Annotated in this window: 26 protein-coding genes; 15 read left to right on the top strand and 11 right to left on the bottom strand. The window is 70.8% G+C overall.

Annotated features, from left to right (window positions below; all coding sequences use genetic code 11):
* Window positions 1-8: 8 nt before the first annotated feature.
* Window positions 9-1,058: an alpha/beta fold hydrolase gene (locus tag V7E45_RS24915; protein ID WP_333776427.1), complete on the bottom strand. Its 1,050-nt coding sequence runs from the start codon at window positions 1,056-1,058 to the stop codon at window positions 9-11.
* Window positions 1,059-1,273: 215 nt separating this feature from the next.
* On the opposite strand from V7E45_RS24915, the gene V7E45_RS24910 reads away from it, so the two are divergent.
* The 4 genes from V7E45_RS24910 (at window position 1,274) to V7E45_RS24895 (ending at window position 3,255) form a co-directional block, all read left to right on the top strand.
* Window positions 1,274-1,510, top strand: a complete 237-nt coding sequence (locus tag V7E45_RS24910) for a hypothetical protein (protein ID WP_333776426.1) — start codon at window positions 1,274-1,276, stop codon at window positions 1,508-1,510.
* A gap of 165 nt (window positions 1,511-1,675) precedes the next feature.
* Window positions 1,676-2,317: a TetR/AcrR family transcriptional regulator gene (locus tag V7E45_RS24905; protein ID WP_333776425.1), complete on the top strand. Its 642-nt coding sequence runs from the start codon at window positions 1,676-1,678 to the stop codon at window positions 2,315-2,317.
* A gap of 164 nt (window positions 2,318-2,481) precedes the next feature.
* Entirely contained in the window at window positions 2,482-2,709 is a 228-nt protein-coding gene (locus tag V7E45_RS24900; protein WP_020942105.1) for a DUF3107 domain-containing protein, read from the top strand.
* A gap of 276 nt (window positions 2,710-2,985) precedes the next feature.
* The gene (locus V7E45_RS24895) at window positions 2,986-3,255 is read left to right on the top strand and encodes a hypothetical protein (protein WP_333776424.1); all 270 of its coding nucleotides are present in this window, start codon (window positions 2,986-2,988) and stop codon (window positions 3,253-3,255) included.
* Between the two features lie 172 nt (window positions 3,256-3,427).
* Here V7E45_RS24895 and V7E45_RS24890 read toward each other — a convergent pair whose 3' ends face one another.
* Complete coding sequence (locus tag V7E45_RS24890) at window positions 3,428-4,174, bottom strand: ferritin-like domain-containing protein (RefSeq protein WP_443056163.1); 747 nt, start codon at window positions 4,172-4,174, stop codon at window positions 3,428-3,430.
* A gap of 362 nt (window positions 4,175-4,536) precedes the next feature.
* On the opposite strand from V7E45_RS24890, the gene V7E45_RS24885 reads away from it, so the two are divergent.
* On the top strand, window positions 4,537-7,038 hold the full coding sequence (locus tag V7E45_RS24885; RefSeq protein WP_333776422.1) for a DEAD/DEAH box helicase: 2,502 nt from the start codon (window positions 4,537-4,539) through the stop codon (window positions 7,036-7,038).
* Between the two features lie 163 nt (window positions 7,039-7,201).
* The gene (locus V7E45_RS24880; protein ID WP_333776421.1) at window positions 7,202-8,086 is read left to right on the top strand and encodes an alpha/beta fold hydrolase; all 885 of its coding nucleotides are present in this window, start codon (window positions 7,202-7,204) and stop codon (window positions 8,084-8,086) included.
* A 112-nt stretch (window positions 8,087-8,198) separates the two neighbouring features.
* Here the strand turns inward: V7E45_RS24880 and V7E45_RS24875 are convergent, their stop codons facing one another.
* Window positions 8,199-9,095 carry an NYN domain-containing protein gene (locus V7E45_RS24875; protein WP_333776420.1) on the bottom strand — a complete coding sequence of 299 codons (897 nt, stop codon included), beginning with the start codon at window positions 9,093-9,095 and terminating at the stop codon, window positions 8,199-8,201.
* A gap of 206 nt (window positions 9,096-9,301) precedes the next feature.
* On the opposite strand from V7E45_RS24875, the gene V7E45_RS24870 reads away from it, so the two are divergent.
* Window positions 9,302-9,454: a hypothetical protein gene (locus V7E45_RS24870; protein WP_333776419.1), complete on the top strand. Its 153-nt coding sequence runs from the start codon at window positions 9,302-9,304 to the stop codon at window positions 9,452-9,454.
* Window positions 9,455-9,498: 44 nt separating this feature from the next.
* Here the strand turns inward: V7E45_RS24870 and V7E45_RS24865 are convergent, their stop codons facing one another.
* From V7E45_RS24865 to V7E45_RS24855, 3 genes are all read right to left on the bottom strand, one after another.
* The gene (locus tag V7E45_RS24865) at window positions 9,499-10,104 is read right to left on the bottom strand and encodes a MarC family protein (RefSeq protein ID WP_333776418.1); all 606 of its coding nucleotides are present in this window, start codon (window positions 10,102-10,104) and stop codon (window positions 9,499-9,501) included.
* Window positions 10,105-10,182: 78 nt separating this feature from the next.
* Window positions 10,183-11,040 carry a PHP domain-containing protein gene (locus tag V7E45_RS24860; protein ID WP_333776417.1) on the bottom strand — a complete coding sequence of 286 codons (858 nt, stop codon included), beginning with the start codon at window positions 11,038-11,040 and terminating at the stop codon, window positions 10,183-10,185.
* A gap of 105 nt (window positions 11,041-11,145) precedes the next feature.
* A complete protein-coding gene (locus tag V7E45_RS24855) occupies window positions 11,146-11,787 on the bottom strand; it encodes a DUF6758 family protein (protein WP_333776416.1) in 642 nt (213 codons plus the stop codon).
* A 168-nt stretch (window positions 11,788-11,955) separates the two neighbouring features.
* Between V7E45_RS24855 and V7E45_RS24850 the strand changes: the two genes are divergently transcribed.
* The gene (locus V7E45_RS24850; RefSeq protein WP_333776415.1) at window positions 11,956-13,179 is read left to right on the top strand and encodes an MFS transporter; all 1,224 of its coding nucleotides are present in this window, start codon (window positions 11,956-11,958) and stop codon (window positions 13,177-13,179) included.
* Between the two features lie 30 nt (window positions 13,180-13,209).
* On the opposite strand, the gene V7E45_RS24845 is transcribed toward V7E45_RS24850, so the two are convergent.
* Window positions 13,210-13,806, bottom strand: coding sequence for a suppressor of fused domain protein (locus V7E45_RS24845; RefSeq protein ID WP_333776414.1), 597 nt, complete (start codon window positions 13,804-13,806; stop codon window positions 13,210-13,212).
* Between the two features lie 484 nt (window positions 13,807-14,290).
* Between V7E45_RS24845 and V7E45_RS24840 the strand changes: the two genes are divergently transcribed.
* Both V7E45_RS24840 and V7E45_RS24835 read left to right on the top strand, forming a co-directional pair.
* Window positions 14,291-15,415: a magnesium and cobalt transport protein CorA gene (locus V7E45_RS24840; protein ID WP_333776413.1), complete on the top strand. Its 1,125-nt coding sequence runs from the start codon at window positions 14,291-14,293 to the stop codon at window positions 15,413-15,415.
* A 24-nt stretch (window positions 15,416-15,439) separates the two neighbouring features.
* A complete protein-coding gene (locus V7E45_RS24835; RefSeq protein ID WP_333776412.1) occupies window positions 15,440-15,955 on the top strand; it encodes a hypothetical protein in 516 nt (171 codons plus the stop codon).
* 337 nt (window positions 15,956-16,292) lie between these two features.
* On the opposite strand, the gene V7E45_RS24830 is transcribed toward V7E45_RS24835, so the two are convergent.
* On the bottom strand, window positions 16,293-17,033 hold the full coding sequence (locus V7E45_RS24830) for a hypothetical protein (RefSeq protein ID WP_333776411.1): 741 nt from the start codon (window positions 17,031-17,033) through the stop codon (window positions 16,293-16,295).
* A 190-nt stretch (window positions 17,034-17,223) separates the two neighbouring features.
* On the opposite strand from V7E45_RS24830, the gene V7E45_RS24825 reads away from it, so the two are divergent.
* From V7E45_RS24825 to V7E45_RS24815, 3 genes are read left to right on the top strand one after another with little or no spacing between them, the layout of a single operon-like run.
* Window positions 17,224-18,513: a magnesium transporter MgtE N-terminal domain-containing protein gene (locus V7E45_RS24825; protein WP_333776410.1), complete on the top strand. Its 1,290-nt coding sequence runs from the start codon at window positions 17,224-17,226 to the stop codon at window positions 18,511-18,513.
* Window positions 18,503-19,108 carry a DUF1003 domain-containing protein gene (locus V7E45_RS24820; RefSeq protein WP_333776409.1) on the top strand — a complete coding sequence of 202 codons (606 nt, stop codon included), beginning with the start codon at window positions 18,503-18,505 and terminating at the stop codon, window positions 19,106-19,108. The genes V7E45_RS24825 and V7E45_RS24820 overlap by 11 nt, the downstream gene beginning before the upstream one ends.
* A gap of 43 nt (window positions 19,109-19,151) precedes the next feature.
* Complete coding sequence (locus V7E45_RS24815; protein WP_333776408.1) at window positions 19,152-20,285, top strand: Mrp/NBP35 family ATP-binding protein; 1,134 nt, start codon at window positions 19,152-19,154, stop codon at window positions 20,283-20,285.
* 1,089 nt (window positions 20,286-21,374) lie between these two features.
* On the opposite strand, the gene V7E45_RS24810 is transcribed toward V7E45_RS24815, so the two are convergent.
* A complete protein-coding gene (locus V7E45_RS24810) occupies window positions 21,375-21,710 on the bottom strand; it encodes a carbohydrate-binding module family 14 protein (protein ID WP_333776407.1) in 336 nt (111 codons plus the stop codon).
* 546 nt (window positions 21,711-22,256) lie between these two features.
* Between V7E45_RS24810 and V7E45_RS24805 the strand changes: the two genes are divergently transcribed.
* Window positions 22,257-23,321, top strand: coding sequence for an IS110 family transposase (locus tag V7E45_RS24805; protein WP_333776406.1), 1,065 nt, complete (start codon window positions 22,257-22,259; stop codon window positions 23,319-23,321).
* A gap of 509 nt (window positions 23,322-23,830) precedes the next feature.
* Window positions 23,831-24,397 (top strand): hypothetical protein, encoded by a 567-nt coding sequence (locus tag V7E45_RS24800; RefSeq protein ID WP_333776405.1) that lies wholly within the window; start codon window positions 23,831-23,833, stop codon window positions 24,395-24,397.
* Between the two features lie 95 nt (window positions 24,398-24,492).
* Here the strand turns inward: V7E45_RS24800 and V7E45_RS24795 are convergent, their stop codons facing one another.
* Window positions 24,493-25,158: a YdcF family protein gene (locus tag V7E45_RS24795; RefSeq protein ID WP_333776404.1), complete on the bottom strand. Its 666-nt coding sequence runs from the start codon at window positions 25,156-25,158 to the stop codon at window positions 24,493-24,495.
* Window positions 25,158-25,504, bottom strand: a 347-nt coding sequence (locus tag V7E45_RS24790; protein ID WP_333776403.1) for a UTRA domain-containing protein, incomplete at its 5' end; no start/stop codon positions are given. The genes V7E45_RS24790 and V7E45_RS24795, both read right to left, overlap by 1 nt.

The raw sequence follows: 25,504 nt of genomic DNA, 5'->3' as shown, positions 1-25,504 counted from the left end.
CTCTGCCCTCAGCTCCCCGCGCCCGTGCCAGAACCGACGCCGGAACCGCCGCCCGGCTCCACGGCCCCGGCCTCCTCGGCGGCTCGCCCTTCACCGGCGCGCGCCGCGCCGGCTTCCGCGAGCATCTCCCGGAACGCTCCCGCCACCACCTCCGGGTACTCCATCATCGCCACGTGCCCGGCCTCCGGCAGGGACAGCAGGCGGGAGTCGCGGAAGGAGCGGGCGGCCTTGGGTGCCATGCGGTAGCCGACGAGCTGGTCGCGGCCGCCGTAGACCAGCAGGGTCGGGGCGAGCACGCGCTCGGCCTGGCGCCACAGCCCGTGCTGCCCGCCCAGGGTGTAGGCGTTGACGATTCCGCGCGCGGAGCGCGCCATCGCGTCCCAGAAGTACGGCAGCCGCAGTCGCCGCTCCAGCTCCTCCACGGCGTGCCCGAACGCCTCCGGCGACACCTGCCCGGGATCGCCGTAACACAGCCCCAGGACGCCCCGCACCCGCTGCTCGGCGGTCCACTCCCTGGTCAGCCGGGTGAACAGCAGGGCCACACCGGGGACGCCGAGCAGCGCCGTCGGCACCGCCGAGCGCTGCACGCGCAGCTCCGGGAGCGCGGGCGAGATCAGCGTGAGGGTGCGCACGAGGTCCGGGCGCACGGCGGCGACGCGCGTGGCGACCGCCCCGCCGAGGGAGTTTCCGAACAGGTGGACCGGGCCGCGGCCCGAGGTGTCGAGCAGGCGGATGACCGCGCGCGCGTGCCCGGTGACGGAGTAGTCGCCGTCGTCAGGAGGCGGGGAGTCGCCGAAGCCGGGCAGGTCGACCGCCTCGCCGTCGACGACGCCGTCCAGCTCCTTCATCAGCACGGACCAGTTCTGCGAGGAACCACCGAGGCCGTGGACGAACAGAGCGGGCGGCAGCCCCTCGCGCGCGGGGCGCCGCGAACGGACCGACAGGGTGGCCCCCGGCAGTCCCACCGACCTCAGCCGCTCCCCTTCACCGACCCGAACGGGTGCCACCCTCGGAAGGACGCTGGCGGCCGGTACGGACGGCGACTCGGTCGAAGACATGCGGCAATGTTACGAGACGATCACGCTGTGGTTCATGTGTTCGCCGTCACAGGTTGGACCCCGTCCCGCCGGACACCCCGGAGCGGATGACCCCGCCGCGGACAGGGGCCGACGGCATGGCGTCCGGATCAGGTGTCTCCTAGTCTCGTACAGAGGGCACCCGCATGTGGCCCCTGCTTCTTCCAGGGACGTTCGTAGGAAGGGAGCCCAGCATCATGACCCATGAATCCATCGAGGACCCGATCGAGCCCGAGCTGACCGACGATCTGAATGCCGAGGACCCCGCGGAGATCGACGTCGAGGCCCCCGAGGTGGACGCCGCCGAGCAGCACACCGACATCGCGCCGGACCGCGACGACCCGCTGACCGGTGTGGATCCGGAGCGCGGCAACGAGGCCGATCTCATCGAACAGGCGCGCGTGGTCACCCTCGACGAGGACGACTACCGCTGACCTCGGCCGACCCGGCGGGGCCGGTCCGGTCGCGCGAGGCGGGCTCCGCGGCTTTCCTCGCTGTCCGGTACGTGAAATTCTGCGCTCGCACCGCGCACACCACGGTTACCGAAAAGTACGATGGCCGCGCGGCCGACACCGCATGTGGACGAATTGGGAGGCGGCGTGACAGCCATCGAGCAAACTGAGGCGGCACGCCCACGGGGCACCCGTCTGCCGCGCCGTGCCCGGCGGAACCAGCTGCTGGGCGCCGCCCAGGAGGTGTTCGTCGCGCAGGGCTACCACGCCGCGGCGATGGACGACATCGCCGAGCGGGCCGGCGTCAGCAAGCCGGTGCTCTACCAGCACTTCCCCGGCAAGCTCGACCTGTACCTCGCCCTGCTGGACCAGCACTGCGAATCGCTGATCCAGGCCGTGCGCAGCGCGCTCGCCTCGACGACCGACAACAAGCAGCGCGTGCGGGCGACCATGGACGCCTACTTCGCGTACGTGGAGGACGACGGCGGCGCCTTCCGGCTGGTCTTCGAGTCGGACCTGACGAACGAGCCCGCGGTGCGCGAGCGCGTCGACAAGGTGACCAACGAATGCGCCGAGGCGATCTGCGACGTCATCGCGGAGGACACCGGCCTCTCGCGCGCGGAGTCGATGCTGCTCGCCTCGGGCCTCGGCGGTCTCGCGCAGGTGGTCGCGCGCTCCTGGCTGCACAGTGACCGCAGTGTGCCCCGCGACCAGGCGGTGCAGTTGCTGACCTCGCTGGCCTGGCGGGGCATCGCCGGCTTCCCGCTGCACGGCACCGAGCAGCACTGACGGACGCCGACACGCCCGCACGGACGCCGCCGGCCATGTGTTCCCATGCGGTGTTCGCTGTTGGCGTTCCGGCCCGCAGCGTGTACGTCCCCTCACCGGGCTAATGTGTGCAGCGTACGGCGCGGAAGATCGCGCACATCACTGACCGTCGGAGGGACATAGCCGTGGAGGTCAAGATCGGCGTGCAGCACGCGCCCCGCGAGATCGTTCTGGAGAGCGGTCAGAGCGTCGAGGAGGTCGAGCGCCTGGTGTCGGAGGCGCTGGCCGGGAAGACGCAGCTGCTGAGCCTCCAGGACGAGAAGGGCCGCAAGGTTCTGGTCCCGACGGACCGCCTGGCGTACGTGGAGATCGGCGAGCCGACCGTCCGCAAGGTGGGCTTCGGCGCCCTGTAGGACGCCGCGTCACCGCCCTGTGAGCAGATCGGGAGAGGGGCCCGGCGGCACTGTGCCGCCGGGCCCCTCTGCCGTGCGGCACACACACGGACGGCTNCCCCCCCCCCCCCCCCCCCCCCCCCCCCCCCCCCCCCCCCCCCCCCCCCCCCCCTCTGCCGTGCGGCACACACACGGACGGCTCACAACTCCTCCACAGCGGAGGATTGCAATCCGCAGGTCACGGGTATGACGGGCTACGACCGTCAAGCAGAGGCCGGCCGTGGGAGGGACCCCGACATGATCCTGGAAGCACTCGGATCCGCCTTGCTCGGTCTGCTCCTCGCCTGGGCCGCGACCCGCCGGCTGCCGCACCGGCTGCCCGCCCGCCCGCTGGTGCTCTCCACGGGCGTCGCCGGAGCCCTGTTCGGCGACTTCGTCACGCACAGCGCCCTCGGTCCCGGCAGCGTCCTGCTGAGCCTCCTGGGGGCCGCGGTCGTCTCTGCCGCGTCCCTGTCGCTCCTGCTCCGCCCGGCACGCCACCTGCGCCGACGATCAGCCCCGGCGTAACGACGCCAGGGGGCCGAGCCGCGGGGTACGACGCCCCGCCGTGCGCCGTACCCGAACCGCCCCCGGCGGAAGGGGGCCGCTGCGCCACCCGCCGTACCCGGACCCCCTGCCCGGAACGGGGACGCCCCGCCGCGCGCCGTACCCGGACCGCGCCGACGGGGCGACAGGCGTCTCAGGCCGCGAGGCCCAGCGCCGCCATCCGCTTGGTGTGCGCCTCCGTGATCCGCGAGAACATCCGGCCGACCTCGGCGAGATCGAACCCGTCGGCGACCCCGCCCACCAGCATCGTGGAGAGCGCGTCCCGGTCGGCGACGACCCGCTGCGACTGCGACAGCGCCTCGCCCATCAGCCGCCGCGCCCACAGCGCGAGCCGGCCGCCCACGCGCGGGTCCGCGTCGATCGCCGCGCGCACCTTTTCCACGGCGAACTCGGCGTGCCCGGTGTCGTCGAGCACGGCGAGGACCAGCTCGCGCGTGTCGGTGTCCAGGCGGGCGGCGACCTCCCGGTAGAAGTCGCTCGCGATGGAGTCGCCGACGTACGCCTTGACGAGGCCCTCCAGCCAGTCCGAGGGGGCCGTCTGCCGGTGGAAGCCGTCCAGGGCCGCGACGAAGGGCTCCATCGCCCCGGTCGGCTCCTCGCCGATCTCGGTCAGCCGGTCGCGCAGCCGCTCGAAGTGGTGGAACTCGGCCGAGGCCATCTTCGCCAGCTCGGCCTTGTCCGCGAGCGTCGGCGCCAGCTTCGCGTCCTCCGCGAGCCGCTCGAAGGCGGCGAGCTCCCCGTACGCGAGCGCGCCGAGCAGGTCCACGACCGCGGCGCGGTAATGGGGGTCGGCGGCGGCCTGCGCCCAGTCCTGGGCGGCGACACCGGTGGGCCCGGCGGAGGCTGCGGACGCGTTCTCAGGCTTGTCGGAGCTAGTCATGAGGCGCACAATAGCCCGCTCGTCGGGCCTCTCAAGTCCCTGGTCATCCACTGTGACTACGACTACGTGACATATTCGGCCATCGCATGTGCGCGATTCCGGGGTATGGTGGTAATGCGCCTGCTGAGTGCGTCGACGGTGTTCGACGTGTCGCGACAGGCCGCACGTATGAGGATGCCCGGTCGGTGGCCCGATCGGCTCCGACCCGACAGCCCTCCCTGGCCGTACGGCACTGCACGTACGACGACCGGAGGGACACCCTCAGCGGTACGAGCGCTAGAGCGTCGGCAGTGGTCCCGTGTTTTACGGCGTGCCCGAGTGGTTCGCCCGTACGGCGGCCGACGTCCCCGGCACGGTCAGACATGACCCCCGCGCTCGCCTCGCGCCGCGCACACAGAAGAGGCAGCACCCTGACTACGACGTTTCGAGAACTCGGAATCCTTCCCGAGACCGCCGAGGCCCTGGAGGCCGTCGGCATCATCACTCCCTTCCCCATCCAGGAGATGACGCTCCCGGTCGCCCTGTCCGGCACCGACGTCATCGGCCAGGCCAAGACCGGCACCGGCAAGACCCTCGGCTTCGGTCTGCCGCTCCTGGAGCGCGTGACCGTCCCCGCCGACGTGGAGGCCGGACGCGCCGCCCCCGAGGACCTCACCGACGCCCCGCAGGCGCTCGTCGTCGTCCCCACGCGCGAGCTGTGCCAGCAGGTCACCAACGACCTCCTGACCGCGGGCAAGGTGCGCAACGTGCGCGTCATCGCGATCTACGGCGGCCGCGCCTACGAGCCGCAGGTCGAGGCCCTGAAGAAGGGCGTCGACGTGGTCGTCGGCACCCCGGGCCGGCTCCTGGACCTCGCGGGCCAGAAGAAGCTGAACCTGAAGCACGTCAAGAGCCTGGTCCTCGACGAGGCCGACGAGATGCTCGACCTGGGCTTCCTGCCCGACGTCGAGAAGATCATCAACATGCTGCCGGCCAAGCGCCAGACCATGCTGTTCTCGGCGACCATGCCGGGCGCGGTCATCGGCCTCGCGCGCCGCTACATGTCGCGGCCCACCCACATCCGCGCCACCGCGCCGGACGACGAGGGCGTGACGGTCGCGAACATCAAGCAGTTCGTCTACCGCGCGCACAACATGGACAAGCCGGAGATGGCCGCGCGCATCCTGCAGGCCGAGGGCCGCGGGCTCGTGATGATCTTCTGCCGGACCAAGCGCACGGCGGCCGACATCGCCGAGCAGCTCGAGCGCCGCGGCTTCGCCTCCGGCGCGGTCCACGGCGACCTCGGCCAGGGTGCCCGTGAGCAGGCCCTGCGGGCCTTCCGCAACGGCAAGGTCGACGTCCTCGTCTGCACCGATGTCGCCGCGCGCGGTATCGACGTCGAGGGCGTCACCCACGTCATCAACTACCAGTCGCCCGAGGACGAGAAGACGTACCTGCACCGGGTCGGCCGTACCGGCCGCGCGGGTGCCAAGGGCACGGCGATCACGTTCGTCGACTGGGACGACATCCCGCGCTGGCAGCTGATCAACAAGGCGCTGGAGCTGGACTTCAACGACCCGGTGGAGACGTACTCCAGCTCCCCGCACCTGTTCTCGGACCTCGGCATCCCCGCGGGCACCAAGGGCACCCTGCCGCGCTCGGAACGCACCCGCGCCGGTCTGGACGCGGAGGTGCTCGAGGACCTGGGCGAGACCGGTGGCCGCGGTGCACGCGGTCGCGGTGGCCGTGGCGGCCGCGTCGAGACCGCCGCGCCCGAGCGTGAGCGCCCGGCGCGCACCCCGCGCAGCCGCCGCCGCACGCGTGGCGGTGCGCCGCTGGACCCGTCCGCGACCACCGTCGAGGCGCCGGCCGCCGAGGCCGGCTCCGTGGCGGAGCCCACGGCGGCCCGCACCCCGCGTCGCCGTCGCCGCACGCGTGGCGGCGCCGCGCCGGCGCCCGTGGCGCCCGCCACCGCGGTCGTCACGACCACTGACGCGGCGGAGGCAGCCGTGACGGTGGTGGAGGACCCGGCCGCGCCGGTGGCCGCGGAGAAGCCGCGTCGTCGCCGCACCCGCGGGTCGGCGGAGCCGGTCGAGGCCCAGACGGTGGAGACGCCGGTGGCCGAGGCCGCTCCCGCGGCCGCCGCGCCGCAGGCCGCCGAGGCCGTCGCGGACGTTGCGGAGGCCGCTGAGGCCAAGCCGCGCCGTCGCACCCGCAAGGCCGCTGCCGCCGCGCCCGTCGAGGCGGCCGAGGCCGTCGTCGAGACGGCGGAAGCCGTCGAGGCCAAGCCGCGCCGCCGCACCCGCAAGGCCGCCGAACCGGCCGCCGAGGCCGCCGTCGCGACGGCCGAGGGCACGGACGAGACCGCCCCGGCGGCCAAGCCCCGCCGCACCCGCAAGACCGCTGCCGCCGCACCCGTCGAGTCGGCCGAGGCCGCCGTCGACACGGCCGAGGCCAAGCCGCGCCGCACCCGCAAGACCGCCGCGTCGGCCGCCGAGGCCGTCGTGGTGACGGCCGAGGGCACGGAAGAGGCCGCCCCGGCGACCAAGCCCCGCCGCGCGCGGAAGACCGCTGCCGCCGCCCCGGAGGCCGCGGACACGGCCGCCGAGGCCAAGCCGCGCCGCACCCGCAAGACGGCCGCCACCGCCGAAGCCGCCCTCGACACGGCCGAGGCCACCGAGGCCAAGCCGCGCCGGGCCCGCAAGACGGCCGCCGTCGCGGTGGAGGAGGGCGCCGAGGCGCCCGCGCCCAAGGCGCGGCGGACCCGCAAGGCCGTGGCCGAGGCGGCCGCTCCGGAGATCCCGGCGCAGGCCACCGAGGAGCCCGAGGTCAAGCCGCGCCGTACGCGCAAGGCCACGGCGGCCGTTGAGGCCGTCGAAGGCTGATCCGGCACCCTGTCGGCGATGGCCCGGTCCACTTCCCGTGGGCCGGGCCATCGGCGTCTGTGCCGACCGGTCCCGGCCCCCGGGCACCGACGGACGTGAGCACCGACGGACGTGTCCGGTCCCTCCCTCCTGCCCCCGCTCCCGTGCCCGATAGCCTGCCTCCATGAGCCGGCCTCCCACCTTCGTCCCGCCCCCCGGTGCCCGCGCGTACGCGCTGCGGACCTCGCGCGGTGAGTTCGCCGTCGTCGACGCGCCCGTGGCGGACGGGGTGGAGCCGAGGGGCGTCGCACTGCTCCTGCCGGGGTTCACCGGCAGCAAGGAAGACTTCAACCCGCTGCATGTGCCGCTGGCCGAGCGCGGCTACCGGACGGTGGCCGTGGACGGGCGTGGGCAGTACGAGTCGGACGGGCCCGAGGAGGACCAGTCGGCCTACGCGCAGGAGGAGTTGGCGCGGGACGTGCTCGCGCAGGCGGAGGCGATCGGGACGCCCGTGCACCTGCTGGGGCACTCGCTCGGCGGCCAGATCTCGCGTGCGGCGGTGCTGCTGGACCACTCCCCCTTCCTCTCGCTCACGCTGATGGCCTCGGGCCCGGCCGAGATCTCGGCCTCCCAGCGGGAGCGGGTGAAGCTGCTGCGGGACGCGCTCGCCGTGATGGCGATGGCCGACGTGTGGGACGCGATCCAGGCGATGGAGGCCCCGGAGGAGACCGACACGGGCGCGCTGGACGGCGGCCTGGACGACCGGAACGACCTGCGACGCCGCTGGCTTCGCAACAAGCCGGCCCAACTGCTCGCCACCGGACGCCAGTTGTGCACCGAGCCGGATCGGGTCGCGGAACTGGCCGCCGTGCCGCTGCCGTTCCACGTGCTGTCGGGCGCCCTGGACGACACCTGGCCGCTGGCGCTGCTCGACGAAATGGCGGACCGGCTCAGGGCCCGGCGGACGGTCGTCGAGGGCGCCGAGCACTCCCCCAACACCGACCGGCCGCTCGCCACGGCCCGCGCGATCGCCGACTTCTGGCAGGCGCACCCGGGCCAGGCCGGCTAGCGCACCCGGGCCAGGCCGTACAGCGCGCCCGGGCCAGGCAGGCTGGCGCAGGGCCGGCCCGGTCAGCGAAGGGGCCGGGCCGCTCAGCGCACCCGGCCCCGCCGGGCGGCCCTCAGTACTGCGTCTGGAGGTGCTCCCAGAAGCCGTCCCTGAGGGCGCGGCGCAGGTCCGCCTGGCCGCGCAGGGAGTACTGGAGCAGCCCCTCGGCCTCGACCAGCAGGTCCTGGTCGACGGAGCCGGGCAGGTAGGGATGGCCGGGCAGCAGTTCGACCAGGGCTTCACGGCCCCGAGCCGACAGCCACTTGGCGGCGATCTGCGCGCCGACGAAGCGGACGTCCTCCCGGGTGGGCCGGGACCCGGCGGTGGCCTCGTAGGCGGCGGCCGTGCGGCGGGAGACGTACGGCTTGAAGAACTCGAGGTCGAAGGTGCGCTGGCTGTCGACCTCCCAGAGCAGCGGCTCGGCCTGGTTGCGGCCCTCGGGTGCCTCGATGCCCCACAGGTGGACGCGGGCGCCGTAGCCCTGGGCCGCCTCGACCGCGGACACCAGGTCCTCGTCGCCGCCGAGCAGGGCCGCGTCGCTGATCGCGCGGTGGCGGGCGAGGGACTCCAGGTCCGAGCGGATGAGCGAGTCGACGCCCTTCTGCTGGTTGTTGGCGTTGAGGTTGCCCAGGCGGACCTTGACGTCCGGCAGTTCGGCGATGGACTGCTGCTCCGCGGTGTGGATGCGCCGCCGGGCGCCGTCGTACCAGTAGACGCGCAGCAGCCGGCTGTCCGCGAAGATGGTGCGGGCCTTGTCGATGAGCGCGTCGATCAGGCCCTCGGCGTCGAGGTCGAAGGCCCGCCGGTCCTCCGTGCCGGCGACCAGCCGGCCGGCGGCCGCGTAGAGGTAGCCCGCGTCGACGAAGATCGCGTGGGTGGAGGGCGTCTTCGCCACCTCGGCGAGCATGCGTTGCAGCAGCTCGTTGGTGTGGTCGATGCGGGCGGCGAGGGCCGCCAGGTCGTCGTTCATCGCCTCCATTGTCCCGGCGGTCACGCTGCGAACACAACCGATCCCGGGCGGTCTCACGCACACCGCTTACCGTTCAGTAATTAGTCGTTCGAAAAATTTATTTAGCGTAGGGAATGTTTGTAACACGCAGCCCGTTGACTCCCTACGACAGCACACGTCACCCAGTAGTTCTCCTCAGGAGGATGACCAGACGAAGGGAGAAGCCCATGCGCTTCGAAATCTTGCGACTCGACGAGGTCAACGGCACCACCGTGGACACCACCGTCGTGGACGCCGCCTCCGTCAATCGGATCGTTCAGCAGGCCGCCGCCGTGGGGCAGCGCCTGTGGATCCGCCCGGCCGAGACCCCGGCCTCGTAACGGGGACCGCCACTCAAGCCTTCCGGGGGAGCCGAGGCCCGTTCTCAGCTCCCCCGGATCACCTGAGTGATCCCGTTGATGATCTGCTGCACGGCGATCGCGGAGAGCATCATGCCCGCGAGCCGCGTCACGAGGACCACACCGCCGTCCTTGATGACGCGGATGATCAGCAGCGAGTAGCGCATCACCAGCCACAGCACGACGTGGATCGCGAGGATCGCGGCCCACACCGATAGCTGCGTGGACACACTGCCGGCCTTCTGTACGGCCAGGATCACGGACACGATGGCGCCGGGGCCCGCCAGCAGCGGCATGCCCAGCGGCACGAGGGCGACGTTGACGTCCTTGGTCTGCTTCGGCTCGTCGGTCTTGCCGGTGAGCAGGTCGAGCGCGATCAGCAGGAGCAGCAGCCCGCCCGCGATCATCAGCGCGGGGACGGAGACGTGCAGGTAGTCGAGGATCTGGTGGCCCAGGACGCCGAAGACGGCGATGACCCCGCCCGCCACGCAGACGGCCTGGAGGGCCATCCGCTTCTGCACCTTGGCCGGACGGCCGGCGGTCAGGGCGAGGAAGATCGGGGTGATCCCGGGGGGATCCATGATGACGAAAAGGGTCAGGAACAGAGAGCCGAAGACGGCGATGTCGAACATGCGGGAAGTACTGGCCTTGCGGAGAGGTGTGCGTGGGGACGGACGTCGGCGGGTCCGGTGAGGTGACCGGGCCCGGTCTCAGGCTCCGCCGGTGCCGGGCACCGGGAAGGCCCCGGTCGCCCGCCGGGTGATCTCCCCGTACACCTCGGGGTCCGTCGTGTACGCGCCGAGCGCGACGGTCTTGCGGCTGCCGTGGTAGTCCGAGGACCCCGTGACCAGCAGCCCCAGATCCTTCGCGAGGCCCCGCAGCCGGGCCCGGGAGTCGGCGTCGTGGTCCATGTGGTCGACCTCGATGCCGTCCAGGCCGGCCGCGGCCATCTCGGCGATCACGGACTCGGGCACCGTACGGCCGCGCTTGGCGGCGGCCGGGTGCGCGAAGACGGTCACGCCGCCCGCGCCCTTGACCAGCCGGATCGCTTCGAAGGGGTCGGTCTCGTGCTTCTCCACGAAGGCCCGGCCGCGGTCGGCGAGCCACTCCTCGGTGAACGCGTCGCTCACCGTGGGCACCACGCCCAGCTCGACGAGCGCGGTGGCGACGTGCGGCCGCCCCACCGAACCGCCGGCGGCGATCCGCTCGACCTGCTCCCAGGTGACCGGCACGCCGAGCGCGTTCAGCTTGGCGACCATGCCCTGGGCCCGCGGCACCCGGTCGTCCCGGACCAGCTCGCGCTCGGCGAGCAGGGCGGGCTCCTCGGGGTCGAAGAGGTAGGCCAGCAGGTGCATGGAGACGCCGTCGACGCGGCAGGACAGCTCGGCGCCGGTGACCAGGGTGAGCCCCTCGGGCAGCGCGGCGATCGCGTCGGCGTACCCGCGGGTGGTGTCGTGGTCGGTCAGCGCGACGACGTCCAGACCGGCCGCGGCGGCGTTGCGCACCAGCTCGGCCGGGGTGTCCGTGCCGTCGGAGGCCGTGGAGTGACAGTGCAGATCGATGCGCACAGCGACTCCAGGGCAGGACGGGACGGCGGGGGACACCTAAGGATAGCCGCAGGAACGGCATGCCCTGTCACACCCGAACCCCGGAGGCACCCCCTACAGGGGCGCTCAGGGGCGCAGCAGCCGCGGTGACAGCGCCCCGCAGGGGACGAGGTCTATCTCCGCGCCCGCGTCCCGCAGGTCCGTCAGCACCAGCTCGTCGTACATGAGCATGCTGGACTGCTCCGGCCAGACCACCGCCCACAGCCACAGCCCGAGGGCTTCGCCGGCGAAGACGGCGCGGTCGTGCGGGGCGCCGGAGACATGCCAGAGCGGGGTGGGGCGGCCGGCGGCCAGCAGCTTGGCCTGGGGCGGCTTCTCGACGTTCAGATAGGGGCCCGGGTCGGGGGCGTCGATGCCCGCGTAGTGCGCCCCGAGGCCGACGCCGAGTTCCTCGGCGACCAGGATCAGTTCGCCCACCCCGCCGAGCGGGCCGGGACCGGAGCAGGCCACGGCGGTGGCGCGACCGCCGCTGCGGTCGTCACCCGCGTAGGTCACGCCCGTGAACAGCCATCCGACCGGCAGCGGCCAGGGCATCCACACCGGGACCTGCGTGCGGCGCACCACGACGGTGAGCGCCTCGACGCTGGGCGGGATCACGGGCTGCAGCGGGTACACCGCCCCGTGCTCGTCGCACTGCCAGGCGTCGGCGAAAAGGCCGGGAGCCCGGACCCGGCCACCACACTTCGGGCAACTGGCTTCGCCCCTCATAGGGCCCCACGGTCCTACCCCGGAACGCCCGCGTCAAGGACGATCACCCGTCCGGACGGAACACCCGTGGCCCGCCCACCAGGGAAAACTAGATGCATCTTGCATTAATTAGCCTCCCTAACCTAATATGTGCATAAGCCAACTATCTAGCCAGGACGGGAGAAGCACATGGACTCCTTCGACGCGGGAGCAGGCGGCATCCTGCGGCAGCCCAAGGCGGTCTGGGCCACGGCAGGCGCCTCGGTCGTCGCCTTCATGGGCATCGGCCTCGTGGACCCGATCCTGCCCTCGATCGCGAAGGGCCTGAACGCCACCCCCGGCCAGGTGTCCCTGCTCTTCACCTCGTACTTCCTGATCACGGCGGTGGCGATGCTGCTGACCGGCTTCGTCTCCAGCCGCATCGGCGGCCGCAGGACCCTGCTGGTCGGCCTCGCCTTCGTGGTCGTCTTCGCCGCCCTCGCCGGCACGTCCGACACGGTCGGCCAGCTCGTCGGCTTCCGGGCCGGCTGGGGACTGGGCAACGCGCTGTTCGTCTCGACCGCCCTCGCGGTCATCGTGGGCGCGGCGGCCGGCGGCAGCGCGGCGGCCATCCTGCTCTACGAGTCCGCGCTCGGCCTCGGCATGGCCTGCGGCCCGCTGCTCGGCGCCGTCCTGGGCAACATCAACTGGCGCTACCCGTTCTTCGGCACCGCCACCCTGATGGCGGTCGGCTTCCTCTGCATCACGGCGTTCCTGAAGGAGCAGCCGAAGCCCGCGCGGAAGACCTCGATCCTCGACCCGCTCAAGGCGCTCGGCCACGGCGGCCTGGCCTCGGCCGCGGTCTCGGCGTTCTTCTACAACTACACGTTCTTCACGGTGCTGGCCTTCACGCCGTTCGTGCTGAACATGACCCCCTACCGCTCGGGCGCCGTGTTCTTCGCCTGGGGCGTGCTGCTCGCCGTCTTCTCGGTGATCGTGGCCCCGCGGCTGCAGGCGCGGTTCGGCTCGCTGAAGGTCCTCGGCGGCTCCCTGGTGCTGCTCGCGGCCGACGTGCTCGTGCTCGGCTACGGCGACCACACCACGGCCGTCGTCTGCACGATCCTGTCCGGTGCCTTCATCGGCGTGAACAACACCGTCTACACCGAGCTCGCCCTCGGCGTGTCGGACGCGCCGCGCCCGGTGGCCAGCGCGGGCTACAACTTCGTCCGCTGGTTCGCCGCCGCCGCGGCACCGTACTTCGCGCCCAAGATCGAGGAGTGGACGGACATCCACGTCCCGTTCGTGGTCGCGGGCGTCACGGCGGTGCTGGGCGCGCTGGTGGTCGTCGTACGGCGCAGGGCGCTCACCCACGAGGCGGAGCGGCTCGAGCCGGCCCACGCCACCGAGGACGGGGTCACCGTCTTCGCCAACTGACCCTTCGTTCCCGGGCCTTGGTGAGCTTGCTCACTCGGGCGCGGTGTCCAGCGGCACGGACCTGCGGACGGGATCCCGCAGGTCCGTGCCGCTCGTGAGCCAGCGCTCCTGGAGGGCCTGGGCGCCGTGCACCCGCTTCCAGGCGGCCTCGTTCGGCGTCATCGGCAGCAGCGGCAGGAACCGTACGGGATCCATCGGGTCGTCGAGCTCCAGGTCCGCCACCAGACCGCCGGGCTCGCCCACCAGCACCGAGGTGAAGGGGGCGCCCGGCCACAGCGGCCCGCCCACGTCCAGGGAGGCACCGGGGGCCACCACCACACCCTCCACCTGCGGGGAAGCGGCGAGCACGGCGAGGGGGCGCAGCACCTTGTCGGTGTCCGCCCGGCCCGCCCGGACCGACAGCACCAGCTCGGCGCGGGGGCCCTTGACCGGATCGGCGAGCGTCGCCGTGGGGTCCGTCATGGGCTGCGCGGACATACCCAGGGTGGCGTAGCGGACCAGGTCCTCCTCGTGGAAGCGGAGCACCTCGATGCGGTCCGTGCCGAGGAAGGTGACCGCGGCGCGCGCGTCCGGCTCGCCCAGCGCGGTGGCCAACCGGGCCTCGACCAGAGGAAGAACATCAACCATGCGGTGAGCATAGAACTCGTCAGCTACGGGCAAAGCGGCGCCTTGACACCATGGGCTGCTGCTACGCTGAGCCGGTGGTTCGGGGCAGCACGCAGAAGCGTCGCTATCGAGTCCCGACGCCGACGAGACTCCCTTACGAGGGACCGGCCGGAGGAGGTGGGGCTGTCATGGATCGAAGTCGACCTGGTAGTACCACTCGCTCTTCCGGCTGCTGATGTAGTTCCTGGCAGGTTGCCGCCTTCACGCTCGCTTCGTCGTTCGGAAGAGCACTTCGTCTCGCTTTGCCTGATCTGTCTGATCTGAATCAGTTCTGCATCAGCAGCGAAACACGCCACCGCGACGGTGCGGTGCTCCCCGCTTTGTGGACGTGCCAAACATCCTGCCCTGAACGAAGGGCCGGAGCCCCCCGCAGGACGTCCCCATTCCGGGTAGTTCCACCCGATCGCCGCGCGCAGTCGCTGCCCGCCCGCGAAGGAGCCTGCCCATGTCGATGATCCGCGACCTGCGTGCCGCCGTCCGCCCGTCGTCCCGTGTCTCGCTGCGCAAGGAACCGAGCGCGTCGTACGACACCACGCGCGACCCGTCCACGCCTTCGGCCGTGGTCGACTGCGCCGTCTACCGCGACGGCACCCGGGTGCAGAGCTCCAAGCCCCTGAGCCCGCAGGAGGCGATGCGCCTGGTGCGCCGCGACGGCGGGTTCGTGTGGATCGGCCTGCACGAGCCGACCGAGGCGGAATTCGCCGGTATCGCGGCCGAGTTCGGGCTGCACCCGCTGGCCGTCGAGGACGCGGTCCAGGCCCACCAGCGGCCCAAGCTGGAGCGCTACGACGACTCCCTCTTCACCGTCTTCAAGACCATCCACTACGTCGAGCACGACCGGCTCACCGCCAACAGCGAGGTGGTCGAGACCGGTGAGGTCATGTGCTTCACCGGCCGGGACTTCTTCATCACCGTCCGGCACGGCGGGCAGGGCTCGCTGCGGGCGCTGCGGCACCGGCTCCAGGACGACCCCGAGCTGCTCGCGAAGGGCCCCTCGGCCGTGCTGCACGCCATCGCCGACCACGTCGTGGACGGCTACATCGCGGTCGCCGACGCCGTCCAGGACGACATCGACGACGTGGAGACCGAGGTCTTCTCGCCCGGCCGCCGGGGCGGCGTCTCGCGTGGTGTGGACTCCGCGCGGATCTACCAACTCAAGCGCGAGGTCATGGAGTTCAAGCGGGCGGTCGCGCCGTTGCTGCGGCCCATGCAGCTGCTGAGCGAGCGGCCGATGCGGCTGATCGACCCGGACATCCAGAAGTACTTCCGGGACGTGGCCGACCACCTCGCCCGCGTCCAGGAGCAGGTCCTCGGCTTCGACGAACTGCTGAACTCCATCCTCCAGGCCAACCTGGCGCAGGCGTCCGTCGCGCAGAACGAGGACATGCGCAAGATCACCGCCTGGGCGGCCATCATCGCCGTGCCGACGATGGTGTGCGGGGTGTACGGCATGAACTTCAAGTACATGCCCGAGCTGCACTGGAAGTACGGCTACCCGGTGATCATGGGGGTCACGGTCGTGCTGTGTCTCGGCATCCACCGCACGCTGAAGCGCAACGGCTGGCTGTGAGCGGGCCTGGATAGGCTGGGGCGCATGACAAGCGAGCTGCTCGACCGGGCCCTGATCGAGGAGGCCACCAAGAAGTCCGGCCTCATCTGGGTCAAGGGCGCCGGGGCCCCGGAGGCGCGTGCCCTGTGGCACGTGTGGCACGAGGGCGCGGTGTGCCTGGTCGGCGACGGGCCGGGAGAGCAGCCGCTGCCGGCGCTGGACGACGGCGGCCTCGCCGAGGTGACCGTGCGCAGCAAGGACAAGGGCGGCCGGCTGGTGAGCTGGCCGGCGACCGTGTCCGAGCTGGCCGCCGGCTCGCCGGAGTGGGAGGCGGCGGTGGCCGAACTGAAAGGGAAGCGCCTGAACGCCTCCGACGGTGAGGAGATGCCCGCGCGCTGGGCCCGTGAGTGCAGAGTGCTCCGGCTGGCGCCCGCGGGCTCGCCGGCGCCGTTGCCCTCCGGCGATCTGGCACAACGCCCGGTGCCCTCCCCGGCGACCACGCGACGGCCGGCCCCGGCGGCCCTGCCACGGCTGCTGGCCCGGCGCCGCAAACCGAAGTAGTCCGGGCGGGCGGGAGCCGGACGGCCGAGCGGACCAGGCGACCGGCACCGGGAGGCCGAGCGGACCGGGCGACCAACACCAAAAGGCCGGGCGGACCCGGCGGCCGACGCGGAAAGCCGAGCAAGCCGGCCGCACCGGCGCCGGAAAGCCGAGCAAGCCGGTCGGGTCGGCGCCAGGAGGCCGAGCGGACCGGGTGATCGGCGCCGGGAGGCCGAGCGGACCGGGTGATCGGCGCCGGGAGGTCGGTCGGGTCGGCGCCGGCGGCCCAGCAGGCCGGTGGGGCGGGGACGCGAGACCCGGCGGGCCGGGGCGTTCCGGCCGTCGGGATCGCTGAGCCCTACGACGTCGGCAGCTGCCTGCCGTAGTCGACCGTCTCGCCCTTCGCGGGCTCGGTCACGGTGAAGTCCTTGCCCCAGTCGAAGAAGCTGAGCGTGCCCGCGGAACCGGCCCGCTCCAGGCGGAGCGGGTACGGCCGGCCGTGCAGGGAGACGTCGAGGGTGCCGCCGGAACCGTCGTCGCCGGTGATGCGGATGGTGCTGGTGCCCGCCTGCTCGTGGTGCCCGTCCGTCGCCAGCTTGCCGTGCAACGTGAGCAGACCGTCGAGGAGGAGGTCCTTGTCCGTGAAGCCGCTGAACTTCTTGTACGAGGGGTCCCCCTGCGGCACCTTGACGTACTTGCCGTCGAGCTTGCCGGCCGCGCCGTCACTGCCGTCCGCGTGGTTCCAGAAGCCCGCGTCGGCCTTCAGGTACAGCTGCTTGCCGATCCGCAGCAGCCCGAACGTCGAGCCCTGGGACGTGACCGAGCCGGTGCCGCCGTCGGGCTTCAGCCGCATGTCCAGCTTGTACGTGCGGCCGCCGGAGACCACGGTCCCGGACAGCCGCACCGCGGACGCCGCCCGTGCCGCCGCCCGGGTCTTCGCCTGGATCTGCGCGGCGGGCAGCTTGCCCACCCCGTTGGTCCCCACGTCCGGATCGTCGCCACCGCACCCCGACAGCACCATCGCTCCGGTGACGGCCAGCGCGCATGTCGCGGTGACCAGCCCGGCCCGGCGGGTACGGCCCTGGGGAATCGCAGTCACAGGTGGGGCTGCCTCTCTGACGGGTCCTGAGCGGTGTACGGCAGCGTACCGGGGCTCCGCCCGCCCCACGGAGCCGGTCCGTCCGGACCGCCCACCAGGGCGTATCCGATCGGTACGGGCTAGCCTGAAGCGCACGCGAGCGGGCACAGAACAGCAATCCCCACGCAATGCGAGCAAAGGAAGCACAGCCATGGCAGCCGGCGCCCCCCGGATCTTCGTCTCGCACCTAGCCGGGGTCCCCGTCTTCGATCCGGCCGGCGACCAGGTGGGCCGGGTACGCGACCTGGTCGTCATGCTGCGCGTCGGGCGACGCCCGCCGCGCGTCCTCGGGCTGGTCGTCGAACTGTCCACCCGGCGCCGCATCTTCCTGCCCATGACCCGGATCACCGGTGTGGAGTCGGGGCAGGTCATCACCACCGGTGTGGTCAACGTGCGCCGCTTCGAGCAGCGGCCCACCGAGCGGCTGGCCTTCGGCGAGCTGCTGGACCGACGGGTGAAACTGGTGGAGACCGGCGAGGAGGTCACCGTCCTCGACATGTCCGTGCAGCAGTTGCCGGCCCGCCGGGACTGGGAGGTCGACCGGGTCTTCGTCCGCAAGGGCAGGAAGGGCAGCGCCTTCCGGCGGGCCAAGGGCGAGACGCTGACCGTCGAATGGTCGGCGGTCACCGGCTTCTCCCTGGAGGAGCACGGACAGGGCGCCGAGAGCCTCCTCGCCACCTTCGAGCAACTGCGCCCCGCCGACCTCGCCAACGTCCTGCACCACCTGTCCGCCAAGCGGCGCGCCGAGGTCGCCGCCGCCCTGGACGACGACCGGCTCGCCGACGTCCTGGAGGAGCTGCCGGAGGACGACCAGATCGAGATCCTCGGCAAGCTGGCCGAGGAGCGCGCGGCGGACGTCCTGGAGGCGATGGACCCGGACGACGCGGCCGACCTGCTCGCCGAACTGCCCGAGGCGGACAAGGAGCGGCTGCTGAGCCTGATGCAGCCCGCCGACGCGGCCGAGATGCGGCGCCTGATGTCCTACGAGGAGCACACCGCGGGCGGTCTGATGACCACCGAGCCGATCGTGCTGCGCCCTGACTCCACCGTCGCCGACGCGCTCGCCCGGGTCCGCAACCAGGACCTCTCCCCCGCGCTCGCCGCCCAGGTCTACGTGTGCCGGCCGCCCGACGAGACCCCGACCGGCAAGTACCTGGGCACCGTCCACTTCCAGCGCCTGCTGCGCGACCCCCCGTACACCCTGGTCAGCTCACTGCTGGACGACGACCTGCAGCCCCTGGCGCCCGACGCCGCGCTGCCGGTCATCGCCGGGTTCTTCGCCACCTACGACATGGTGGCGGCGCCGGTGGTGGACGAGTCCGGGGCACTGCTCGGCGCGGTCACGGTGGACGACGTGCTCGATCACATGCTGCCCGACGACTGGCGGGAGACCGAGTTCCACCTCGACGAGGGAGAGGGGGCGACCACCCATGGCTCCTGAACGAGACACCGGGACCCGGGAACGCAACCCGGCCGGCGCCACGGCCGCCCCGCGGCCCCGGGCACCCCGCCTGGACCAGCCGCGGCCGCCCCGGCACCGGTTCCTGCCCGAGTGGGACCCGGAGGCCTTCGGCCGGCTGTCGGAGAAGATCGCGCGCTTCCTGGGCACCGGACGCTTCATCGTCTGGATGACGATCGTGATCATCATGTGGGTGGTGTGGAACATCGCCGCCCCGATCGCGCTGCGCTTCGACCAGTACCCGTTCATCTTCCTGACCCTGATGCTGTCCCTCCAGGCCTCCTACGCGGCCCCGCTGATCCTGCTGGCACAGAACAGGCAGGACGACCGCGACCGGGTCAACCTGGAGCAGGACCGCAAGCAGAACGAACGGTCCATCGCCGACACCGAGTACCTGACCCGGGAGGTCGCCGCGCTGCGCATGGGCCTCGGCGAAGTGGCCACGCGCGACTGGATCCGTTCGGAGCTCCAGGACCTGATGAAGGAGCTGGAGGAGCGAAGGCGCCACGACGGTCACGTCGTATTCCCGGCAGAGCGGGCGGAACGGTCGCCGGGACGTGACGCAGAAGACCGCTGAGGGGCTACCCGAAGGCCCCTCGCGGCGCCGTACCATCGTCCTTATGGCTACGGAAGACGCGGTGCGCGAGGCACTGGCGACGGTGAACGACCCCGAGATCAACCGCCCCATCACCGAACTGGGGATGGTCAAATCGGTGGAGATCGGCGCGGACGGAGCGGTCGCGGTGACCGTGTACCTGACCGTCTCCGGGTGCCCCATGCGCGAGACGATCACCCAGCGGGTGACCGAGGCGGTCTCCCGGGTCGAGGGCGTCTCCCGCGTCGACGTGACGCTGGACGTCATGAGCGACGAGCAGCGCAAGGAGCTGGCGACCGCCCTGCGCGGCGGCCAGACCGAGCGCGAGGTGCCCTTCGCCAGGCCGGGCAACCTCACCCGGGTCTACGCGGTCGCCTCCGGCAAGGGCGGTGTCGGCAAGTCCTCGGTGACGGTGAACCTGGCGGCGGCGATGGCGGCCGACGGCCTGAAGGTGGGTGTCGTCGACGCCGACATCTACGGCCACTCGGTGCCGCGCATGCTGGGCGCGGACGGCCGCCCCACCCAGGTCGAGAACATGATCATGCCGCCGTCGGCGAACGGCGTGAAGGTCATCTCCATCGGCATGTTCACCCCGGGCAACGCCCCGGTGGTCTGGCGCGGCCCGATGCTCCACCGCGCGCTGCAGCAGTTCCTCGCCGACGTCTACTGGGGCGACCTCGACGTGCTGCTGCTGGACCTCCCGCCCGGCACCGGTGACATCGCGATCTCCGTCGCCCAGCTGATCCCGAACGCCGAGATCCTGGTCGTGACGACGCCTCAGCAGGCCGCCGCCGAGGTGGCCGAGCGGGCCGGCTCGATCGCCGTGCAGACGCACCAGAAGATCGTCGGCGTGGTCGAGAACATGTCCGGCCTGCCCTGCCCGCACTGCGGCGAGATGGTCGACGTCTTCGGCACCGGCGGCGGCCAGCTCGTCGCCGACGGCCTCACCCGCACCACCGGCGCGACGGTCCCGGTCCTCGGCAGCATCCCGATCGACGTCCGCCTGCGCGAGGGCGGCGACGAGGGCAAGCCGGTGGTCCTGACGGACCCCGACTCCCCGGCGGGCTCCGCCCTGCGCGCGATCGCCGGAAAGCTGGGCGGCCGCCAGCGCGGCCTGTCGGGGCTGTCCCTCGGCATCACCCCGAAGAACAAGTTCTGACGCCACGCCTCTGCGATCTGCGGCTCCGTCCTTGGTCAACCTTCTGACCAGCGGCGGAGCCGTCGGCGTTTGTCATCAGTGGTCATCGCCGAGCACCCCAGGACGGCCCAGAGACGGCCCAGCAGGGTACCGGATCGGCCTTCTGTGGGTTAGGAGAGCGGGAGGTGCGACTGTGGCATTAGTTGCACCGCTGCCGACTGTCAGTACCCCGAGATAGTGTCCGCCTGCGCGGTCGGCTTCCGGGGGTTTCAGCTCTGAAGGGATTGGTTTCATCCCCGGCCTGTCTGGGGGCGGCCCGGAGAATCGTCCGGGACCTAACCGACGACCGGGCTGTGTCGATGGCCACGAGGTGACCTGCCAGCGCCGGCCGCGCACCATTTCTGGCGTGAGTGTCGGTCGGCGCACGCTTCCAAGTCTGTTGTCGGTTGCCAGGGCGGCGGCCTGGGCCGTTCACCTGCGTTCACACGTGTCTGCATCTTCAGGGTGGGCCGCCCGGTCTCGGCTGTACGCCGGTGACCGCCGATGAATGAGACGGAAACTGAGACGGTCGCCGTCTCTCTAAGCGGTCGGCTGGTGACCGCCCAGGACCGGTGCGACCGTGGGCGCATGGGCCTGTGGATGTCCTGGACGCTGGAGGGCGTGGGGAGTGCCGGCCAGATGGTGGCTGACATCGCGGCGGCTGTCAGGGCCCTGAATAGCTCCGTGGAACGATCACGGCGGGCTTTCGGCTCCGACGAGCAGGAGTGGTGGAAGCTCAGAGATGCGGCAGATGCGGTTGGCGCGCGCCCTTGATGAGGGCCTAGCGGCCCTCAAGCGAGGTCAGCCATGGTCGCTGGATGCTGGCGGTGTGTCTGTTCTGCTCATCCCCAGAGGGGATCGACCTTGAAAACCGTCGTGGAGCGAGTCGCTGCGACCACCGCTTTAGGAGCGCGGTTGATCGACTTGGTGGCCGACCTGCGGAATGAGTGCTCCGGCGAACCAAGGGCGACTGCCCTCTCGGTGTCTGCTGTTCCCCGTGGTACCCCGCTCGTTCTGGCACGGTTGTGGCACGACCGCTTCGTCTCGAAGTATCGGGGACGCTCGTCTCTCTTAGAGGGGCAGCCCCGCCTCCGCTTGAGGCGATTCCTCTGCTTCCTCCTCCGGCTCTGCCGAGGGCTCTTCTTCCTGCACTTCTTCCTGTGGCTTCGGAGCTCCACACTCCAGCACAATCTCGTCGAACACCTCGCCTTCGGGGCAGCTGTACTTGGCAGCGAAGAAGAAGCTGCACACGGAGTACTTGGTGGGATCGTTCGGGTCGGGCACCTTCACCGGAGTCAGTGTGGTGGTGTCCGGGGGGCAGTCAGGGCGGTTGGGATCGAAGCTTGCAGCTTTGACGGCGGAGAGCGGATTCGCCTGTGCCGTGGTGATGGTGGCTAGGAGAGCCATGCCAGCCAGGCTGAAGCATGCCAAAACCCGAGTCGTCGAGCGATTCACTAGGGACCTCCATCAAGACGTGGAGCGGCAGCTGCACGGGTGCCAATGCCATACGAACACGTTGCGTATTGAAGGTATCACTCAAAGTGATCGACGGTCTCATGGATTCAGTAAGGCCGGAGACCCCTCTGCCCTGCTACACGTTTGCGCCTGGCCGTACCCACCACTCAACCCCAGCTCCCATCCCGTCCGCCGTCGACCCACACTCCGTGGAGCGGGCGTGGTTCATGGGCGTCAAGGTGGAGCGCGCCACTGTACGAACGACTGTGAGGATTGATCACGGCGCCGCTCGGCAGGCCTGACCCGCCGAACGATTAACGCTTCGAGCTGTCCTCTCCAGGAATCGTCGGCCAGCTGGGCGGCGCTTTGCACGCGGCCGGTCGGGCATCTGTGACCTCATAGGAGCCCGGCCAAAGGTCTCACCACAGTCTTGTCCAGCCGCCCGACCGGCCCGTGCGATCCCCTCGCGCATCGCACGGAAGGGCAGCAAGACTCAGCATGGCAGACCAGATCGTGGTGGTCGGCGGCGTCGACACCCACACCGACTTTCACCAGGCCGCGGTGATCGACTCCATCGGCCGGCACCTTGCCACCAAACCGTTCCCCACCACTCCCGACGGCTACCGGCGCCTGTGGGAATGGCTGGGCTCGCACGGTGATGTGCTCGCCGTCGGGGTCGAGGGGACTGGCGCATACGGCTCGGAACTCGCCCGGTTTCTTCGAGCGAACGAGGTCACCGTCGTCGACGTTGACCGCCCCGACCGCAAGGCCCGGCGGGCCAGCGGCAAGTCCGATCCCGTCGATGCCTATGCGGCCGCGACCGCTGTGCTGTCCGGCCGCGCGAACGGCCGGCCGAAAACCCGCGACGGCATCGTGGAGGCCATCCGATCCCTGCGGGTCGTCCGGCGTTCTGCCATCAAGGCCCGCACCCAGACGATCAACCAGATTCGTACGCTCATCGTCTCAGCCCCTGCCGAGGTACGTGAACGCCTACGCGGCCTGCCCACTTACCAGTTGATTTCGCAGCTCGCCCGCTCCCGCCCCGGCACCGAACTCGCCGACCCGAGCTGCGCTGTCAGAACCGCGCTGCGGCGACTGGCTCGCCGCCACCAAAACCTCACCGAGGAGATAGCCGAGGCTGACGCGGAACTCGAACCCTTGGTCGCGCGGGCGGCCCCCGGGCTATTGGAACTGATCGGTGTCGGTACCGAGACGGCTGCCCAGCTCCTGATCACCGCCGGTGACAACTCCGATCGTCTGGAATCCGAAGCCTCCTTTGCTCACCTCTGCGGGGCAGCACCAATCTCCGCAAGCTCCGGCCGGACCAACCGCCACCGCCTCAACCGTGGCGGCGACCGCCAGGCCAACCATGCTCTCCACACGATCGCCCTCGTGCGAATGCGCTACGACCCTCGCACACGGCACTACGTCGCACGCCGCACAGCCGAAGGCCTGTCAAAGAAGGACATCTTCCGCTGCCTCAAACGCTTCATCGCGCGCGAGGTCTACAAGCACCTGACCAGCGCGAACATCCCACAGGCACAACTCCTACAGGCGACTTGACGATCTATAGGAGCTTCCTGGACGCCATGGGCCGCGTCTGCTCGGCTCTGCCTGGGGCGACGGTGGATGGGATGGGAGCACCCCACGCGCACCGCTACGGACCCGCGGCCGGGAACGGCGCCCCCTCCATCCCGGTGCCGGCCGATCCCCCGCCGGAGGCATCGCCTTGACCTGCTGGCGTTCTGCGGAGATCGACTCACACAGACTGGCGCTTCCTGCGTGTGGGCGCGCGTCGGCGCAGCGCGGGCGGAGCGGGCCGAAGGCAGGAGCGGTGCCCGCGGCGGAGCCGGGAGCGCGCCCGGCGGAGCGGAGCGCAGCCGGGGCTTGATGAGGTAGAGAAACCTGTAACAGCTCTCGGGCTGATCGGTCTGTCTTGTCTCGGTTGATGCTTGACGTTGTGGCTTCACCTGATGCTTGACACCGCCTGCCTCGGCTTGGCTGCGGGTCTGCAGTGGATGCGCGATGGGGACGGCCACTGTCGTGGCCGACGTGCATGACAGGATGCCCGGATGACTGCCTCGCCGCGCACTGTCGAGACCGTATCCACGGTGGCGACCGATGCTGGAATGCTCGCTTTGTGGAACCCTCAGCGCTTCACCAGCATCATCGATTACGACACCTGGGACCCGCAACTCGGTGAGGACGAGGACATTGAACGGCATATCCGTACCGGTGCCCTCGTTCCCATCAACATCCGAAGTGACGGTGCCTTCGGGGTGCTGGTCCGCATCGGCGACGTCGGCCGGCTTGCGCAGCTGACAGAGCGGGAAAGCAGACACTGCCTGGTCACTTCGGACGCGTACCTTCTCCAGTCTTCGGGACAGGTGTGGCTCAGCGGCATCGAGGCAGTGGGTGCCGAAGCGTGGCCCGGAACGGTCCAGTGCGATCTGCCCGTGGGCCGCTATTCGGTAGTGATCCACTTGATTGCGTGGGAGGACGAACCGGGCAGCGTCAACGCCGACGGCACCCCGTCCGCGAATGCTCTCTCCGACTTCGTCGTCCTCATCAACGCCGCCGTGTCGGAACAGGACACCTTCCGCTCTGCAGTGGAGTCCTTCGACCCGATGGAAGACTGACTGCCAAGGTCAGACGTCAAGCATCACCCGACGCCAACCCGTCAACCATCAACTGAGACTCGGCATCGGGCTGATCGGTCAGGAAACGATGCGGCTTACGCAGAGGGCTGGTCGGTAACCAGGAGTCGGCTGGTGAAGCCCTCATGGCACAGGCGGCCGTAGGCCTGGAGAACGTCGTCGGGCACGTCTTGACTGATCATGAAGCCCTGTGCCGGGTAGATCAGCAGTCGTTGTAGCGCTCCTACAAGCATGTCGATGACCAGGCGAGCGTTCCCAATGGAGTCGACGTACCCCTCCAGGGTCATCGGGCTGGATGCACTGACGATCTCGACTGATGGCCACAGCTTGCGCGCGGTGGCGTAAGCCCGCCTCTCCTCGTAGGGCTTGCTGATCAGCAGCACGGAGGACACAGCGATGCCCGCCTCCTCCAACAGCTCCCGGGAGAAGCGGATGTTCTCGCCCGTGTTCCGCGCTCGCGGCTCCACAAGGACGGCCGAGTCGGAGACACCAAGCTCAAGTGCGCGCTCCCGGTAGTGCACGGCTTCGCCTCGAGGCATGCGTTCCCGCGTCGTGGGGCTGGTGGCTCCCGTGAACACAAGCAGTGGAGCCATACCGCGCTTGTAGAGGTCTACTGCCGTCTCGGCCACACCCAAGTCGTGACTGCCCAAGCCGATAGCGACTGAGCACGGCCTCAGGGTGTGGCCCATCTGGTGGTAGTCCCACAGGCGTCGAGTGTCGGCCCATGCTTGTGCGGAGATCATTACTGCCCCTTCTTATCCTTCGCCGAGTCGGGGACCTTGAAGTCGTACTCCCAGGCGAAACGCGAAGCCGCGTGCACACCGATCGCGAACTCGACCACTGTGTCAGAGGCCGTGTAGGTCGTCCGGTGCAACTCGACGACAGGTTCGCCCGGCGGCAGCTGGAGGAGCTTCACTTCATCCGGCGTGGCGGCTCGGGCGAAAAGCTCTTCCTTCATGTGGTCGATCTCGTACCCCGCGTCGTACAGAACTCGGAAGCCACCGCCGCGGCCGGCCGGTCCTGGAGTGGGGTCCACCAGGCGCGTCCCCTCGACGTGCTCGGGTCGGTAGTAGCTGGTCAGAGTATGGG

The organism is Streptomyces sp. IBSBF 3136 (genome assembly GCF_036815105.1).
Lineage (GTDB): Bacteria > Actinomycetota > Actinomycetes > Streptomycetales > Streptomycetaceae > Streptomyces.
Note: the sequence above shows the minus strand (reverse complement) of the source record. Positions and strands in the feature narration are given on the sequence as shown.

What these genes read in the sequence shown, in the direction of transcription:
- V7E45_RS24805 (WP_333776406.1), top strand. Translation starts at nt 22,257, where the DNA reads ATGGCAGACCAGATCGTGGTGGTCGGCGGCGTCGACACCCACACCGAC.
- V7E45_RS24795 (WP_333776404.1), bottom strand. Translation starts at nt 25,158, where the DNA reads ATGATCTCCGCACAAGCATGGGCCGACACTCGACGCCTGTGGGACTAC.
- V7E45_RS24910 (WP_333776426.1), top strand. Translation starts at nt 1,274, where the DNA reads ATGACCCATGAATCCATCGAGGACCCGATCGAGCCCGAGCTGACCGAC.
- V7E45_RS24845 (WP_333776414.1), bottom strand. Translation starts at nt 13,806, where the DNA reads ATGGTTGATGTTCTTCCTCTGGTCGAGGCCCGGTTGGCCACCGCGCTG.
- V7E45_RS24840 (WP_333776413.1), top strand. Translation starts at nt 14,291, where the DNA reads ATGTCGATGATCCGCGACCTGCGTGCCGCCGTCCGCCCGTCGTCCCGT.
- V7E45_RS24885 (WP_333776422.1), top strand. Translation starts at nt 4,537, where the DNA reads ATGACCCCCGCGCTCGCCTCGCGCCGCGCACACAGAAGAGGCAGCACC.
- V7E45_RS24895 (WP_333776424.1), top strand. Translation starts at nt 2,986, where the DNA reads ATGATCCTGGAAGCACTCGGATCCGCCTTGCTCGGTCTGCTCCTCGCC.
- V7E45_RS24820 (WP_333776409.1), top strand. Translation starts at nt 18,503, where the DNA reads ATGGCTCCTGAACGAGACACCGGGACCCGGGAACGCAACCCGGCCGGC.
- V7E45_RS24825 (WP_333776410.1), top strand. Translation starts at nt 17,224, where the DNA reads ATGGCAGCCGGCGCCCCCCGGATCTTCGTCTCGCACCTAGCCGGGGTC.
- V7E45_RS24850 (WP_333776415.1), top strand. Translation starts at nt 11,956, where the DNA reads ATGGACTCCTTCGACGCGGGAGCAGGCGGCATCCTGCGGCAGCCCAAG.
- V7E45_RS24800 (WP_333776405.1), top strand. Translation starts at nt 23,831, where the DNA reads ATGACTGCCTCGCCGCGCACTGTCGAGACCGTATCCACGGTGGCGACC.
- V7E45_RS24815 (WP_333776408.1), top strand. Translation starts at nt 19,152, where the DNA reads ATGGCTACGGAAGACGCGGTGCGCGAGGCACTGGCGACGGTGAACGAC.
- V7E45_RS24835 (WP_333776412.1), top strand. Translation starts at nt 15,440, where the DNA reads ATGACAAGCGAGCTGCTCGACCGGGCCCTGATCGAGGAGGCCACCAAG.
- V7E45_RS24915 (WP_333776427.1), bottom strand. Translation starts at nt 1,058, where the DNA reads ATGTCTTCGACCGAGTCGCCGTCCGTACCGGCCGCCAGCGTCCTTCCG.
- V7E45_RS24855 (WP_333776416.1), bottom strand. Translation starts at nt 11,787, where the DNA reads ATGAGGGGCGAAGCCAGTTGCCCGAAGTGTGGTGGCCGGGTCCGGGCT.
- V7E45_RS24880 (WP_333776421.1), top strand. Translation starts at nt 7,202, where the DNA reads ATGAGCCGGCCTCCCACCTTCGTCCCGCCCCCCGGTGCCCGCGCGTAC.
- V7E45_RS24870 (WP_333776419.1), top strand. Translation starts at nt 9,302, where the DNA reads ATGCGCTTCGAAATCTTGCGACTCGACGAGGTCAACGGCACCACCGTG.
- V7E45_RS24865 (WP_333776418.1), bottom strand. Translation starts at nt 10,104, where the DNA reads ATGTTCGACATCGCCGTCTTCGGCTCTCTGTTCCTGACCCTTTTCGTC.
- V7E45_RS24810 (WP_333776407.1), bottom strand. Translation starts at nt 21,710, where the DNA reads ATGGCTCTCCTAGCCACCATCACCACGGCACAGGCGAATCCGCTCTCC.
- V7E45_RS24890 (WP_443056163.1), bottom strand. Translation starts at nt 4,174, where the DNA reads ATGACTAGCTCCGACAAGCCTGAGAACGCGTCCGCAGCCTCCGCCGGG.
- V7E45_RS24875 (WP_333776420.1), bottom strand. Translation starts at nt 9,095, where the DNA reads ATGAACGACGACCTGGCGGCCCTCGCCGCCCGCATCGACCACACCAAC.